Genomic DNA, 14,621 nt, shown 5'->3' on the forward strand with positions numbered 1-14,621 from the left:
GCTGAGGGGTGAAGGGAGTTCGTACTGCGCCCGTTGCCACCGACAACGCCGGCTGCGGTCGACGCATCCGGTCCGCTCGGCCCGACCGTACCGACCGAAATCAGCCGAATCGCCGGCCGACGCGGCAGCCCCGTAAATCGACCCGCGATTCGGTCGGGCCGCGTCGGCGTGTATCATTCGAAAAGACATTCTCGAACTACTGTGACGGGAGGATGGGGATTTGTTATGAAGCGACTAGCCGGCGTTCGCGCCGGCCTGCTCCCCGTCAGGGGCGCTCTGCCGCCGCTCGTAGGCGCTCGATACCGTCGGCGTCGATGCCGTAGCCGTGCGTCGGTTCGCCGGTGATTCTGGTGGCGACGTACTCGGCGATGGCGTAGGCCATCCACGCTTGGCACCACCGCATGAGCGTCATGCGCTTGGTGTAAAAGCGGTGTTTGCGGAAGTAGAACCGACCTTCCGACGGGACGTACATGTTCGCGAGCGCCCAGTCGATGGCGCGCTCGGCGCGGTCGTACTGCCCGGCGTAGGTGAACACGAGGATGCCCTGCGCCGTCGCGTGGATGTCCCGCGGGTAGGGGTGCTCCTCGTCGAAGTTGGGCGCGCCGTCCTCGTCGAACAGCTCGCGGGCGTAGAAGTCGAGGCCGCGTTCGAGCGTCTCGTCGTACCGGCCGCTGCCGACGAGCTGCTCGTAGCGCTGGAAGCACTCGACGATGAAGCCGTTGTGGTGGTTGTCCATCGAGAGGTGCGAGGCGCTCGCGGGCTCGCGGTAGTACCACCCGCCGCGGTCGGTCTGCTTCGACGCGACGAAGTCGTACACCTTCTCGGCGCGTTCGAGCAGTTCCTCGTCGCCGAAGTGGTCGTACAGCTCGACGAACAGCCGCGCCCCGATGGCAAGCGCGTTGAGGGTGTAGCTGTCCTTCGGGTGCGAGAGGTAGTAGTCCATGACCGCACCGTCGTCCTTCGGCCGGTAGTTGAGGTCGTCGAGCATCACGTCGACGGCGGTCTTAGCGATGTCCGGGTAGTCCGGGTCGAACTCCCGTCCCGCGAGGAGCGCCTTGACGCCGTAGGACGTGGAGACGATGTTCGGCGAGTGGGGAATCCCCGACCGCGGGCCGTTGCGACCGGAGATGTGCTGGATGACGTGGCGGTGGCTGCCGGCGAAACCGCTGTAGCCCTTGGCCTGGTTTTCGACGAGCCACTCGGTCAGCGATTCCGCGTCGTCGCGGTACGTCTCCGCCGGGCGGTCGCCGTCGAACCACTCGGCCAACTGGGCGCGGGTCCGGTTCGCCATGGCGAACAGCGTGATGCCCTTGAAGTTCCGTCGCTGTTCGACGAGGAACAGCGGGCGGACGTTGACGGGCGAGCGCTTGATGAACTCCTGGACCGCGAGGTTGAACCAGCGGTTGTCGATGGGGACCGACAGCAGGAGCCTGCTGCTCATGCCGTCGCCGTAGTCCCAGCCCTTGTAGTCGCGTTCGCGGGCGTAGTCGAGCACGTCGTCGAGCACGTCGACGTACCGCTGGAGTCGCTCCGTGTCGGCGTCGGTGTCGCCGTCGCGGCGATACTGTGTCTTCGATGGTGGATTCATGATATAGAATAGCCTCTCTGAGGGGTATTGGCTGTCCGAGAGGTAGCCCGCTGGCGGCTTTGTTATGGGGCCGATACCGGCCGACGCCGCCGTATTCTACCGGGAGAACGAGTGATTCGCGCCGGCGGTGGTCGCGCTGTCGGTCGCCCGCTGTTCCGAATCGTCGCCGGAATCGCGCTCGGCGAGGAACTCGCGATAGTAGTCGCCGAGGGGGCCGACCCACGCGCCGCGGTCGAGCGCCCGTTCGATGATGCGGCGGTAGAGCCGGCGGTAGCCGGGGAACTCGTCCTCGTTGAAGTACCGCGGGTGCCACAGCACCGTCATCACGGCGTCGTTCGCCTCGGCCTCGTCGAGGAGGCGCTCGCACTCGGCCCACGCCTCGTCGAACGCCGACCCGGGGTCGGGAAGCGACACCTCCATCAGCGTCAGCGGGAAGACGACGAAGTCGTCGTCGAAGGGGCGGAACGGCTGGTAGCCGTGCTGGAAGCCGTTTTCCGAACTCGACCCGGGGCTGGCGTCGTACTTCAAGCCGAGTTCGCGGTGGTAGCGCCACGTGTTCGGCCCGAGTTTGAGGTGGTGCTGGCGGCCGCCGACGATTTCGTGGCCGAGGACCGCTTCGAGTTCGCGCTTTTCGGTCCGGAGGCGGTCGAAGTCGTCGCACGACCGGAACGAGCCGTGGATGCCGACCTCCCAGCCGCCGTCGTCGAGGGCGCGGACGGCGGCGGCGACCGACGCCGAGTCGAGGTCGTACCGGCCGAGGTGTTCGACCCAGTTCTTCGGCTCGAGCCAGTCCGAAAGCGACCCCGTCTCGAGGAGGCTCGGCTCGTTGAGGAAGTAGAACGACGAGCGGACGCCGAGGTCGCGTTCGAGCGCCATGACCTCCTCGAACTGCCAGTAGGGGTTCTCCCGCCGGAGGAGCGTCCGGAGGTGGTAGCCGGGGTTCGACTTCGCCGCGTAGTACAGCCCCTGATACGTCTTGTACGGGCGGTCCACGTCGTGGGTCAGACAGACGGCGAACCCCGGTTCGCTCGGTTCCGTGGCGGTCACGCGGTGGTCAGCTCGCGCATCTGAATCTCCCTTCGTCTCACGCATACTCGTACTCCGAGAGCGCGGCGACGATTCGCTCGGCGGCGCTCCCGTCGCCGTACAGCGAGGGCTTTTCCGGAAGCGGGTCGTCGTCGGCCAGCGCCGCCCGAATCGCGGTCGCGTCCGCGCCGACGAGGGCGTTCCAGCCGGCGTCGACGGTTTCGGTCCACTCGGTCTCGTCGCGGAGCGTGAGACACCGGGTGTCGAGGTAGAACGCCTCCTTCTGGACGCCGCCGGAGTCGGTGGCGACGCGCTCCGCGCCGTCGAGCAGGCGGACGAAGTCGAGGTAGCCTACCGGTTCCACGAGGACGACGTTCTCGGCGTCGGCGAGCCGCGACCAGAGGCCGCTGGCTTCGAGCGCCCCCTCGGTCCGCGGGTGGACGGGGAACACGACCGGGAGTTCCGACGACGCGAGCCCCTCCACGATACCTTCGAGGCGGTCGTAGTCGTCGGTGTTGGCGGCGCGGTGGACCGTCGCGAGGACGTACTCGCCGTCTCGGAGGTCGAGGTCGGCGAGTATCGACGACCGCTCGCGGGCGGCCTCGCGGACCCGGAGGACCGCGTCGTACTGCACGTCGCCGGTCACGGAGACGCCGTCGCGGATGCCCTCGGCCGCCAGCGTCTCGGCGGCCGACTCGGAGGGCGCGAACAGCAGGTCCGAACAGTGGTCGGTGAGCACGCGGTTGACCTCCTCGGGCATCTCCCAGTTGTGGCTCCGCAGGCCGGCCTCGACGTGCGCCAGCGCGGGCTCGCGCTTCGAAGCCACGAGCGCCGCCGCGAGCGTGGAGTTGGTGTCGCCGTAGACGAGCACCACGTCGGGCTCCTCGTCGGCGACGACGGCGTCGAGCCGGGTCATCATCTCGGCGGTCTGGGCGGCGTGGCCGCCCGAGCCGACGCCGAGGTTGTAGTCGGGTTCCGGGATGTCGAGTTCGTCGAAGAACACGCCCGACATCGACTCGTCGTAGTGCTGGCCGGTGTGAACGAGCACCTCGTCGTGGTCGCGTCTGAGCGCGTCGGAGACGGGGAACGCCTTGATGAACTGCGGGCGCGCGCCGACGACCGAGAGCACCTTGAGACGGCTCATCGGCCCGGTCCTCCGTGCGGCGCGTCGGCCGCAATCTCGGGGTCGGTGTCGGCGTCGGCCTCGGACGACTCGCCTCGCGGTCCGCCGCCGATTTCGTACACGCGGTGGCCGATGTCGCCGAGGGTGCCGCGGCCGTCGACGACGACGAGGTCGTCGAAGGCGGCCCAGTCGATTTCGTCGAACTCCTCGTGCGGCGTGACGACCACGGCCGCGTCGAGCGCGCGAGCCGGTAGGTCGGCGAGCGAGACGGGGGTCGCGCCGAAGGACGCGACGACCTCGTCGGAGAGCATCGGGTCGACCGCGAGGACGGTCGCGCCGAGTTCGTTCAGTCGGTCGATGACGCCCGCGGCGGGCGTCGCGCGGGTCTCGGCGACGCCGGGGCGGTAGGTGACGCCGAGGACGGCGACGGTCGCGCCTTCGACGTCGCGTCCCGTCGCGGCCAACTCGTCGCGGAGCTTGTCGGCGGTGAACGCCGGCATGCTGTCGTTGACCTCGCGGGCGGTCAGGAGCAGCGGCGTCTCGGCCTCGACTCGGCTCGTGATGAAGTACGGGTACCACGGGATGCAGTGGCCGCCGACGCCAGGGCCGGGCGCGTGGATGTCGCAGTACGGCTGGGTGTTGGCCGCGTCGATGGCCTCGGTCACGTCGATGCCGAGGTCGTCGCGGAGCCGCGCGAGTTCGTTCGCGAGCGCGATGTTCACGTCGCGGTAGACGCCCTCGAACAGCTTCACGGCCTCCGCGGTCGTCGCGTCGCGCACGGGAATCACCTCGTTCGAGGTCAGTTCGCCGTAGACGAGCGCCGCGACGCGGGTGCTCTCGGCGTCGACGCCGCCGACGATTTTCGGGTGCGACTCGGTGATGTCGCGGAGCGCCCGGCCCGACGAGGTCCGCTCGGGGCAGAACGCCACGCCGAACTCGCCGGCCGAGAGGCCGCTTCGCTCCGCGAGGTACGGCACGACGAGGTCCTTGCTCGTCCCCGGCGGGACGGTGCACTCGACGACGACGAGGTCGCCGGGCGCGAGGCCCCGCGCGATGCTGTCGAGGACGGCCTCGAACGCCGCGAGGTCGGGTTCGCGGTCGTCGGTCAGCGGGGTCGGGACGATGATGACGTGAATCGCGGCTCCCTCGGCCGCGGCGACGCCGTCGGTGGTCGCCCGAAGCGCGCCGCGTTCGGCCTGCTCGGCGACTAACTCGGGGAGTCCCGGCTCCTTCGCTACGTGGCACTCGCCGTCGTTGACGCCGCGGACCACGTCCTCGCTGATGTCGACGCCGGTGACGTTGCCCGTCGCGCGGGCGTAGACGGCCGCCAGCGGGAGGCCCATCTTCCCGAGGCCGTACACCGCGACGGGGACCTCGCCGGCGCGCAGGGCCCGCGTCTGTTCTTCGGGCGAGCGGTCGGAGCCGTACAGTCCGGGTCGTTCGCGGCTCATTGCCGGCCCTCCGGGGTTTCCGTGGTCTCCGCGGTCTCGACGCTCCGAATCGCCGACTCGGCGTCGGCCTCGATGCGCCGGGCGAGTTCGATTGCGCGCAGGCCGTCGGCCGGGGTGACGAGGACCGGGCCGCCGTCGGTCGCGGCGTCCACGAACGCCTGTAGCTCGCGTTTCAGCGGCTCGCCGGTGTTAATCATCGGCTGTTCCATGACCACCTCGTGGCGGTAGCGCACGCCCCCGTTGTCACGGAGGTAGTCCGGCCGCGACTGGCGGAATATCTGGACCGACTGGTTCAGGTAGTCGACCCGGATGAGCCGGTCGCGCGCGGTGATGTCGAGGGTCCGCGTCTTCTGCTGGGTGAGACGACTCGCGGTGAGCGAGGCGATGACGCCGTTCTCGAAGGTCACCTGCGCCGTCGCGTACTGCTCGTCGGGCGTGGCGGTCGCGGCCACGCGGTCGACCGCGGCGTCGACGAGCGAGAGCACCACGTCGATGTCGTGAATCATGAGGTCCATGACGACGCCGTCGCCCATCTCGCGGTTCAGCGGCGGGCCGAGCCGGTTCGCGGTGATGGCGATGGGTTCGACGCCGTCGAGGAGGTCGGGGAGGGCGCGGACGGCCGGGTTGAACCGCTCGATGTGGCCGACCTGTAGCACGACGCCGCGTTCCTCGGCGAGCGCGGCTAACTCCGCGCCTGCGTCGAGGTCGTCGACGAAGGGTTTCTCGACGAGCGCGTGGACGCCGGCGTCGATGCACTGCCGGGCGACCGACTCGTGGTAGGGCGTCGGCACCGCGACCGTCACCACGTCGACGCGGTCGAGGAGTTCCTCGATTCCGTACGCGTCGGTGCCGAAGTCGGCGGCGACCTCGGCGGCGCGGTCCGCGTCCGCGTCGGCGACGCCGACCAGTTCGACGCCGCGAAGCTCCGCGTAGACCCGCGCGTGGTTGGTTCCCATCGACCCGACGCCGACGACGCCCGCGCGGACCGGGCGTTCCCGGCCGCCGTCTGTTCGCAATCCGGTGGTTTCTCGGCTCACCTCGCCACCTCCGCGTAGTTTGCGACCGCAGTCCCGACGCGCTCCACGTCGGCCTCGCTGAGTCCGGGGTGGACCGGCAGCGAGAGGACCCGTTCCGCGGCTTCCTCCGCGACGGGGGCCGACACCGAGAGGTGCTCGTACGCGGGTTGCTTGTGGACGGGTTTCGGGTAGTAGACGCCCGTGGCGATGCCCTTCGCGTCGAGGTACGACTTGAGGGCGTCGCGCTCGATGCCGTCGCAGGCGACGGTGTACTGGTGGAAGACGTGGGTTCGGTCCGACGGCGTGTGTGGCGTCGTGACCGGCGAGTCCTCGAGGTACTCCGTGAGCGCGGCGGCGTTGGCCTGTCGCGCGCGGGTGAACTCGGGGAGCCGTTCGAGCTGGACCCGGCCGATGGCCGCGGCGATACTCGTCATGCGGAAGTTGTGGCCGACCTCGGCGTGTTCGTAGCCGGAGACGCGGCCGTGGTCCACGAACCGGGCGGCGCGCTCGGCGACGTCCGCGTGGTTGGTGGTGATCATCCCGCCCTCGCTCGTGGTCATGTTCTTCGTCGGGTAGAACGAGAAGCACGCGGCGTCGCCGAAGGAGCCGACGCGCCGTCCCTCGACTTCCGCGCCGTGGGCCTGCGCGGCGTCCTCGACGAGCAGGAAGTCGTACTCCTCGGCGAGTTCCGTGAGGCGCGTCATGTCCGCCGGGAGACCGTAGAGGTGGACCGCGATGACCGCGTCCACCTGTTCGCCGGCCCTGAGCCGCGCTTCGAGCGCGTCGGGGTCGATGTTGTACGTCCGCGGGTCGATGTCGACGAAACCCACCTCGGCCCCCGTGAACGCGACGGCGTTGGCCGTCGCGATGAACGTGAAGGGCGTCGTCAGGACGCGGTCGCCGGGGCCGACGCCGAGCGCGTGGAGCGCGGCGTGGAGCGCCGTCGTCCCGTTCGAGGTGGCGACGCCGTGGTCGGCGCCGCAGTAGTCGGCGAACTCCCGCTCGAAGCCCCGAACCTCGGGGCCGTCGGCTATCATGCCGCTTTCGAGGACGGCCGCGATTCGGTCCCGTTCCGCCGCGCCGAGCTGGGGCGCGGCGATGGCAATGTGGTCTGAACTCATCGTCGTATCCTGTTTTCTCCCCGCAGTTGCTCCGGCAGTTCGCGGTGGACGGCGGGGACGCCCACGGCGAGGGTTCGCGGCGGCACGTCGTTCACGACGAGCGCGCCGGCGGCGACGAACGCGCCCTCGCCGACGGTCACGCCGGGGAGGAGCGTCGCGTTCGCGCCGATAGAGGCGTGGTTCTCGATTGTCGGGCCGACCAGTTCCGCGTCGGCGCGGACCGGGTAGGGGTCGTTCGTCATCACCACGCCCGGGCCGACGAACACGTCGTCGCCGATGCGGGTGTTGGTGGGGATGTAGACGTTCGTCTGGATGCTCACGCGCGACCCGATGGTCGTGGTGCCGTCGACGACCGTCTCGGTCCCGAGAAGCACCTGGTCGCCGATGGTCGTGTGCTCGCGGACGAGGACGTTGTGGCCGGTGACGAAGTCGTCGCCGATGCTCACGTCGTGGTAGACGATGGTGCCGGCGCGGATTCGCGCCCGGTCGCCGATGACCGGGTCGTCGCCGTCGCCGTAGCCGATGGTGACGCCGTCGTCGACGTGGGATTCGACGCCCATCTCGGCGCTCATCGTCGTCCACCTCGCGTCGGTCGCGCTCCATCGACTGTCTGTGTCGACTCGGCGAACGGCCGAATCGACTGGAAAATCTGGAATTTCATATCATGTCGGCGGGGAGTCTGCCTGCCTTAGCGAAATTCAGTCTCGGTGAGGGCTTTGTTATGGAGTGATTGCCGCCCGAAATCCGGTCGCAGTCACTTCGTAACGCCGCGGCGGATTCCGGTCACGGAGCGCTTGAGAAGCTCCACGCCGGGCGCGCCGTCGCCGAGCCAGAGCCAGACGGCGCTCCCGAGCAACGCGAGCTCGAACGCGACCAGCACCCACGCCTCGGGTCGGCCGAGGAAGACGACGAAGCGGCGCAGGTAGAACCACGTCTGGGCGAAGAAGCCGCCCATCGACGACTCGCTCCCGTGGGACAGCGGCCACAGGAACGCCCGAATCACGTCGTAGTTCCCGAAGAAAAAGCCGTTGTACAGCAGGTCCGCGGGGATGTGCGAGAGGTAGCCGAGGGCGAAAGCGACGCCGACCGTGGCCGCCCCGTAGCGCCGCGCGACGGCCACGACGAGTATCGAGACCGGCACCGAGACGAGAATCGAGTGCGCCACCGAGATACCGCTCGGCAGGATGCCGAACGACCACGCCAGCGGCTTGTCGACGAGGTCGGGGAACTGCGTCCCGACGAGCACCGCCAGCGCGGCCCAGCCGTCGAGCTTTCGGCCGGTCCCCCGAGCCCACAGCGAGACGAGGATGTAGCCGACGGCGGCGTGCTCCCACGGGAACATCAGCGGTCGCTCCCGGTCGGTTGGCCCGTGGTCTCGGTCGATTGCGTCCGCGTCGGCGGTTCTCTGTCGGCGGTTCGTCGTCGCGGGGTGATAGTGGGGGTACGTGTCTGAAACATCTGGTGTGTGTCGGGCGCGTCGGGTCGGCTGTGGAGGACGTGGTTTCCGTCCGCGTCGGACGCGGTGTTGGGCGAAACGGCGCGCGAGCGCCCGGTCAGGGAACCCGTGTGCTCGTCCGGGTTTTGTTATGGCGACTGTAACCGCCTCGGGGCGGTTTTCGCCGCCGGAAGTCGGCGTCGATTCGAGCGGCGGCGGCGGGTAGACGCCGTATAACTACTCCCGCGGGGCGCGTGGCATCTCCAGAGAGTATGCGATACCTGTTCTTCACCAACACGCCCGCGCACGTTCACCTCTACAAGTACGCCGTCAGAGAGCTTCAGGCGATGGGTCACGACGTGCTCGTCCTCGGCCGCGACTACGGCTGTACCAAGGACTTGCTCGAGTACTACGACCTCCCGCACGAGATGTACGGCTCCTGCGGGACGACGAAGTACTCGCTTTTCAAGTCGCTCCCGTTCCACTACGTCAACATCTTCCGCGCCGTGCGGCGGTTCAAGCCCGACCTCATCTTCGGGATGGGCGGCTACGCGGCCCACGCCGGGGCCGTCTCGCGGACGCCCGTGGTCCTCGTCCTCGACTCCGAGCCGACCTCGCTGGACCACGTCGTCTCCCGGCCGTTCGCCAAGGCGATTCTGACGCCCCACACCTTCGGGAAGGACCTCGCGGACAACCACTACCAGTTCCGCGGGTTCAAAGAGACGGCCTACCTCCACCCCGACGTGTACGAGCCCTCGGTGGACATCCGCGCCGAACTCGGTCTCGACCCCGACGAGAAGTTCGTCGTCGTCCGGTTCAACGCGTTCGGCTCGCACCACGACGTGGGCCACGGCGGCTTTACCCCCGAGCGCCGCCGCGAACTCATCGAGATGCTGGGGGAGCGCGCGACCGTCTTCGTCCTCGACGAGAGCGAGGAGCGCCGCGACGGCGACCTCGACACCCGGCCGTTCGACTTCCACCCCGCGCTCGTCCACGACGTGCTCGCCGAGGCGAACTTGCTCGTCGCCGACACTCAGACCATGGTCACCGAGGCGGCGCTGCTCGGGACGCCCGCCATCCGGTCGAACTCCTTCGTCGGCGACGACGACATGGGCAACTTCGTCGAACTCGAACGACAGGGGCTCATCTCCAACCTCAAGTCGTTCGACGACGTGATGGCCCGCGCCGAAGCACTCCTCGACGACGACGGCGCGAAGGCCCGCTGGGCCGAAAAGCGCGACGCGTTCCTCGCGGACAAGGTCAACCTCACCGACGTCATCGTCCAGGTGGCGCTGAACTACGGCTCCGTCGAGACGGTCGACTCGCTGACGCGACACACCGTCCCGGCGTAGTCGCCGTCGCGCCATCGCCGACTTCACGCCGCCGGCGTCCGGCGTAATCGAAGCCGCCTCTGACTCCCCTGCGCCCTCGGAGGCGGTCAATCGACCCATAACTAACCGCCGAACCGCCCAATTTTCGCGCATCGGCCGGCGCGCGCCCGTGCCCGCCTCGACGCGTCTCGTGACTCGGACTCGGGATACCCCGACCACGACCCGCGGAACCAACCAGAACCAATCCATGAAGCCCAAGCAAACACTCCTCATCGTCGGCCCGAAAGGAACCGGCGGCATCGACCGATACATCACCGAACAGCGTCGCTACCTCGAAGACCGGATGGACGTTCGCGTCTACACGCGCTACACCGCGCCGAAGGGCGAGGGACTCGAACTCGCGGCACGGATGCTCCTCTCGTCGCTCATCGCCGTCGTTCTCTTTCCCTTCCAGCGACGCCCGGACATCGTCCACGTCCACTCGTCGCACACCTACTCGTTCTACCGCGCGGCGTTCTTCACGCTGTTTTCGAAGTACGTCTGGCGGGTTCCGGTCGTCCTCCACATCCACGGCTCGTCGTTCGACGACTTCCTCGCGACCGATTCGCGGGCCGTCCGCCGACTCCAATCGCTCGTCTTCGACGCCGTCGACGACGTGGTCGTCCTCTCGGAGTACTGGCGCGGCCTCGTCTCCCGGCTCGCCGGCGAGGAGAAAGTCCACGTCATGGCCAACGCGGTCGAGCCCGCGGAGTACGACCCGACCTACCCGACCGACCCCGTCCACCTCGTCTTCGTCTCGAACCTCATCGAGCGCAAGGGTATCCGCGAGTTCCTCGACGCCATCGAGATACTCGAATCGACGCCCGGCCTCGACTTCGAGGTGAGCATCGGCGGTCGCGGCCCCCACGCCGACCGCGCCGAGGCGGTCGCCGCCGCCCACGACAACGTCTCGTACCTCGGCTTCCTCTCCGAGGAAGACAAGCGCGACCTCATCAGCCGCGGGACGGTGTTCGTCCTCCCGACCTACGCGGAGGGGCTCCCCATCGCCATGCTCGAAGGGATGGCCGGCGGCAACGCCATCGTGACCACGCCCGTCGGTAGCATCCCCGAGGTCATCACCGACGACCGCGGGATTCTCGTCGCACCCGGCGACGCCGAAGAGCTGGCGCGGGCGCTCGCGCGACTCGTCTCCAACCCCGAGGAGGCCGTCCGAATGGGCCGGACGAATCGGGCGGTCATCGAAGAGCGCTACTCGTGGCAGTCGAACGCGGACGAGTTGGTGGCGATGTACGCCGAGGCGGCGTAGCGTCGGGGTCTGTTTCTCTTTTACTCCCCGAAACCCCCGCGGAGACGGTGCTCTTCTCGATATTCGTTTCGGAGGTCGTCAATGGAGTCAGCTTTTTAATGTTAACTAGTCTACAATTACTGGATGGACGACACTGCACTCGAATCGCTGGTGCGGGACGACATCGGTGGTCGGGCGCTCGCGAGCGTCCTCGCGCACGCGGAGCGCGGCGATGGGACTGTCACGTACGACGCTGTGAGCGACGCTGTCGACGCTGAGACGTGGGGTCGGCTGCTCAGAACCGGCGTGCTCGTGCCCGCCGACGACGTGTTCGTCGTTGACGACCCGCCGGCCGTTCGGGACGCACTCGCCGACGCGGGTATCGAGGTCGGCACCGCGACCGCTCAGCCCGCTCCGACGACCGACGAATCGGCGTGGAGACCGGTGGATAAACTCGCCGGAGCGGGCGCACTCACCCTCGTCGCCGGCTATCAGGTCCCGGCCATCAAAGCGGCGATTGTCGGTCCGATGGACGTCGTCCTCGGACCGCTCGCTGGGGTGCTCCCGTTCCCGCTGCTCGTCGTCGTTCTCGCGACGGCGGTCGCACTCGTCTCGACGGGCTTCCGTCGCCGGTTCCTCGACGAGGACGGAATGGACGCCCAGAGAGAGCAGATGCAACGGATTCGAGAGAAACTCAGCACCGCGAAACAGCGCGGGGACGATGCCGCCGTGGAGCGCCTCACCGAGCGCCAGCAGGAGCTGATGCGAGACCAACTCGGGACGATGAAAAACAACCTCCGGCCGATCGTGTGGTCGATGCTCATCACGGTGCCCGTCTTCCTCTGGCTGTCGTGGTTCGTGATGAACCCCGCTGGTGCCATCGTCACGGCCGCGCCGGTGATTCCGATAGCCGACCGCATCATCTGGAGCGCGCGGTTAGTCGGACCGATGCAAGTTTGGATGGTGTGGTACTTCGTGAGCTCACTCGCCTCCAACCTGTTCGTCAAGCGAACAGCTAGCCGGCTGTTCGACCAGACCCCCGCCTGAGGAACGCAGTCGGTGGTCCCCGGGACGCGCCGTCGTCCGTCTCCTAGCGTTCTGACGCGCTCCGTGTAACCGATAGTCCGACCGAAAAAAGAAAGCGTGCAAAGCGTTTTGAGTGTCTCTCCCGACCTCAGTCGGCCGGCTGCGGCGCGTCTTCGGCTTCCGTCGCGCTCGCGGCACCTTCTCCGACGCCGCGGCCCTCGCGGTCGATGTACTTGCGAACCCAGAGTTCGCCGGTGATGATGCCGGAGATGGCGCTCATGTGTTCGGCCTCGCCCGTGAGTTCCTCGCGCTGGAGGCGTCGAATCTCGTCGGCGTCGAAGTACGGGCGCTCGCAGGCGGAGTCGAGCAGGTCGTCGATGCGCTCGCGGAGCGCGCGGTTCGTCCGGTACCAGTCGCCGATGGTCGAACGGCCGCCGTAGGTGTGCACGTCGCCGACGAGGCGCTCACGGATGCGGTCGACGGAGGTGCCGACGACGAAGCCGGCGGCGTGTTGCCACATCGGGCGCGCCGGCGGGACCTTCGTCCGCTCGTAGGGAATGTCCGCGAGTCGACTGTCGAGGCGGCGGACCAGTTCGACCTTCGGGTAGGCCGTCCCGGCGGGGATCTTCCCGTTGGTGAACGGAATCGAGCCGACGCGGTGCGAGAGGGGCATCCGCGTCACGGCGCGGAGGAACTCGGTGTCGCTGAACGGGACCCGCGTGCCGGCCTGGCTCTCGGCGATGGGGTTGCTGGCGAAGTCGCACCGCGGGAAGTAGTTGCGGTAGTAGCAGTCCATCGCGGTGCTGTAGAGGTCCGGCTGGTCGCTCTTGCGCACCTCTTCTCGGTAGGTCGTCATCGGGTCGAACTCGGTCCGCAGGAGTCGGCGGGCGTCGTCCACGTCGATGCGGTGTTTCGCGCGGTAGAGCGCCGCCTCGGGGGATTTGCTTCCCTCGACGGCGGCCCGGCCGATGCCGTCGCCCATCATCCCGCCCTGTCCGCAGCCCTCGATGAGCACGTCGGGCATGTCCTCGATGTTGAACACGTTCGCGAGGTTGACGAACGTCGAGAGGCCGACCATCCCGCTCGTCAGCTGGACCGACTTGTCGAGCGAGTCGACGAGCGCGTTCGACTCGACGGGCACGCGCCTGTTTTCGAGGCCGAGCACCTCGGAGACCTTCGCGGCGAGTTCGAGGTTGCTCCCGTTCGCGGGGTTCGAGTCGTAGGTGTAGGTCGTGAGTTCGTGGTAGCGGCTGAGTTCGCCCGCCATCGAGCGGCTGTCGAGGCCGCCGGAGAGCCACAGGCCGATGTCGCCGTCTATCGTGTCGGCCATGTCGGCGATGACGTCCTGATAGGCCGCGGTGAGGTCGTCGAGGTAGGAGTCGTCGGGGCTCTGTTCGAACGTGTGGTGCCAGTACGACTCGATTTCGGGGCCCGTGTCGGCCCGGTAGTCGAGGACGGACCCCGACGGGAGGAACTTCACGCCCTGCACGAGCGTCTTGTCGCCCCAGACGTGCCCGATCATGAGGAGGTCGCTGATGGCGCGCTCGTCGACCTGCGGGTCGTCCAAGAGGGTCGTCAGCGCCCCGACTTCCGTCCCGAAGGCGAACGGCTCGCCCGCGACGTAGAAGCACTGTCGCGTCCCGAGTTTGTCGCTGGCGAGCACGACGCGCTCGTCGTCGCCGTCGACGCCGACGACGAGGAACGAGCCGTCGAGCTCGGGGAGGAGCGCGTGCGGGTCCTCGAACAGTCGGTCGAACAGCCCGTCGGCGTCGAGGGCGAGTTCGTCGAGGTTCGTCACCGCGCCGTATATGGCTCCCACACGCGAGCCGTCCTCCCAGACGGTACAGCCCTTGGGGTCTCTCGCGCCGTGGTGGAGGACCGAGACGCCGAAGCGGCCGGTCGACCGCGTCGCCGACTCGTACCAGTCTTCGTGGTGGAGTTCGGCCGCGCAGGCGTCGAGCGTCGCCGCGTCGAGCGCGCCGCCGACGAAGCCGGTCATCGAAGACCCTCGCGTCCGGTTCGCTCGGCGGTCTGTGGCGTGACTACTGTGAGTGACATCGTTGCCCGATATCCGCGTGCGTCGGGTTTTGTTATCACGCGCCTATACGTCGTGCGGCGGCGTCGAGCGGCGTCGAACCGACCGGAACCGAGGCTCGAACGGGTCTCTGTCTCGGACGGCCCCCTCGACGCCCGACGCTTCGGTTGCTGACCGCGCGAGA

General features: G+C 68.3%; 12 protein-coding genes. 3 read left to right on the forward strand and 9 right to left on the reverse strand.

Annotation, left to right across the window (positions count from 1 at the left end; translation table 11 throughout):
* Nucleotides 1–265: 265 nt before the first annotated feature.
* The 8 genes from ABY42_RS18035 to ABY42_RS18070 form a co-directional block, all read right to left on the reverse strand.
* Complete coding sequence (locus tag ABY42_RS18035; RefSeq protein WP_004978049.1) at nt 266–1,588, reverse strand: hypothetical protein; 1,323 nt, start codon at nt 1,586–1,588, stop codon at nt 266–268.
* Nucleotides 1,589–1,684: 96 nt separating this feature from the next.
* A complete protein-coding gene (locus ABY42_RS18040) occupies nt 1,685–2,680 on the reverse strand; it encodes a polysaccharide deacetylase family protein (protein WP_049905299.1) in 996 nt (331 codons plus the stop codon).
* Nucleotides 2,673–3,758, reverse strand: coding sequence for a non-hydrolyzing UDP-N-acetylglucosamine 2-epimerase (wecB, locus tag ABY42_RS18045; protein WP_004978045.1), 1,086 nt, complete (start codon nt 3,756–3,758; stop codon nt 2,673–2,675). Before wecB ends, ABY42_RS18040 begins: the two co-directional genes overlap by 8 nt.
* A complete protein-coding gene (locus tag ABY42_RS18050; RefSeq protein WP_050460369.1) occupies nt 3,755–5,188 on the reverse strand; it encodes a nucleotide sugar dehydrogenase in 1,434 nt (477 codons plus the stop codon). The genes wecB and ABY42_RS18050 overlap by 4 nt, the downstream gene beginning before the upstream one ends.
* Nucleotides 5,185–6,225: a Gfo/Idh/MocA family protein gene (locus ABY42_RS18055; RefSeq protein ID WP_231608387.1), complete on the reverse strand. Its 1,041-nt coding sequence runs from the start codon at nt 6,223–6,225 to the stop codon at nt 5,185–5,187. The genes ABY42_RS18050 and ABY42_RS18055 overlap by 4 nt, the downstream gene beginning before the upstream one ends.
* Nucleotides 6,222–7,325 (reverse strand): DegT/DnrJ/EryC1/StrS family aminotransferase, encoded by a 1,104-nt coding sequence (locus ABY42_RS18060; protein ID WP_050460370.1) that lies wholly within the window; start codon nt 7,323–7,325, stop codon nt 6,222–6,224. The genes ABY42_RS18055 and ABY42_RS18060 overlap by 4 nt, the downstream gene beginning before the upstream one ends.
* Entirely contained in the window at nt 7,322–7,897 is a 576-nt protein-coding gene (locus ABY42_RS18065) for an N-acetyltransferase (RefSeq protein ID WP_004978023.1), read from the reverse strand. The genes ABY42_RS18060 and ABY42_RS18065 overlap by 4 nt, the downstream gene beginning before the upstream one ends.
* 182 nt (nt 7,898–8,079) lie before the next feature.
* Entirely contained in the window at nt 8,080–8,667 is a 588-nt protein-coding gene (locus tag ABY42_RS18070; protein WP_050460371.1) for a metal-dependent hydrolase, read from the reverse strand.
* A gap of 365 nt (nt 8,668–9,032) precedes the next feature.
* Between ABY42_RS18070 and ABY42_RS18075 the strand changes: the two genes are divergently transcribed.
* From ABY42_RS18075 to ABY42_RS18085, 3 genes are all read left to right on the forward strand, one after another.
* Entirely contained in the window at nt 9,033–10,112 is a 1,080-nt protein-coding gene (locus tag ABY42_RS18075) for a DUF354 domain-containing protein (RefSeq protein WP_050460372.1), read from the forward strand.
* Nucleotides 10,113–10,338: 226 nt separating this feature from the next.
* Nucleotides 10,339–11,397, forward strand: coding sequence for a glycosyltransferase family 4 protein (locus tag ABY42_RS18080; RefSeq protein ID WP_004978020.1), 1,059 nt, complete (start codon nt 10,339–10,341; stop codon nt 11,395–11,397).
* 123 nt (nt 11,398–11,520) lie between these two features.
* Nucleotides 11,521–12,423, forward strand: coding sequence for a DUF106 domain-containing protein (locus ABY42_RS18085; protein WP_050460373.1), 903 nt, complete (start codon nt 11,521–11,523; stop codon nt 12,421–12,423).
* 127 nt (nt 12,424–12,550) lie between these two features.
* Here the strand turns inward: ABY42_RS18085 and ABY42_RS18090 are convergent, their stop codons facing one another.
* Entirely contained in the window at nt 12,551–14,401 is a 1,851-nt protein-coding gene (locus ABY42_RS18090; RefSeq protein WP_050460374.1) for an asparagine synthase-related protein, read from the reverse strand.
* Nucleotides 14,402–14,621 lie beyond the last annotated feature (220 nt).

This window comes from Haloferax gibbonsii, assembly GCF_001190965.1.
In the GTDB taxonomy this organism is placed as follows: domain Archaea; phylum Halobacteriota; class Halobacteria; order Halobacteriales; family Haloferacaceae; genus Haloferax; species Haloferax gibbonsii.

Coding starts and splice junctions, on each gene's coding strand:
- ABY42_RS18035 (WP_004978049.1), bottom strand. CDS start 1,588: ATGAATCCACCATCGAAGACACAGTATCGCCGCGACGGCGACACCGAC.
- ABY42_RS18040 (WP_049905299.1), bottom strand. CDS start 2,680: ATGCGTGAGACGAAGGGAGATTCAGATGCGCGAGCTGACCACCGCGTG.
- wecB (WP_004978045.1), bottom strand. CDS start 3,758: ATGAGCCGTCTCAAGGTGCTCTCGGTCGTCGGCGCGCGCCCGCAGTTC.
- ABY42_RS18050 (WP_050460369.1), bottom strand. CDS start 5,188: ATGAGCCGCGAACGACCCGGACTGTACGGCTCCGACCGCTCGCCCGAA.
- ABY42_RS18060 (WP_050460370.1), bottom strand. CDS start 7,325: ATGAGTTCAGACCACATTGCCATCGCCGCGCCCCAGCTCGGCGCGGCG.
- ABY42_RS18065 (WP_004978023.1), bottom strand. CDS start 7,897: ATGAGCGCCGAGATGGGCGTCGAATCCCACGTCGACGACGGCGTCACC.
- ABY42_RS18070 (WP_050460371.1), bottom strand. CDS start 8,667: ATGTTCCCGTGGGAGCACGCCGCCGTCGGCTACATCCTCGTCTCGCTG.
- ABY42_RS18075 (WP_050460372.1), top strand. CDS start 9,033: ATGCGATACCTGTTCTTCACCAACACGCCCGCGCACGTTCACCTCTAC.
- ABY42_RS18080 (WP_004978020.1), top strand. CDS start 10,339: ATGAAGCCCAAGCAAACACTCCTCATCGTCGGCCCGAAAGGAACCGGC.
- ABY42_RS18085 (WP_050460373.1), top strand. CDS start 11,521: ATGGACGACACTGCACTCGAATCGCTGGTGCGGGACGACATCGGTGGT.
- ABY42_RS18090 (WP_050460374.1), bottom strand. CDS start 14,401: ATGACCGGCTTCGTCGGCGGCGCGCTCGACGCGGCGACGCTCGACGCC.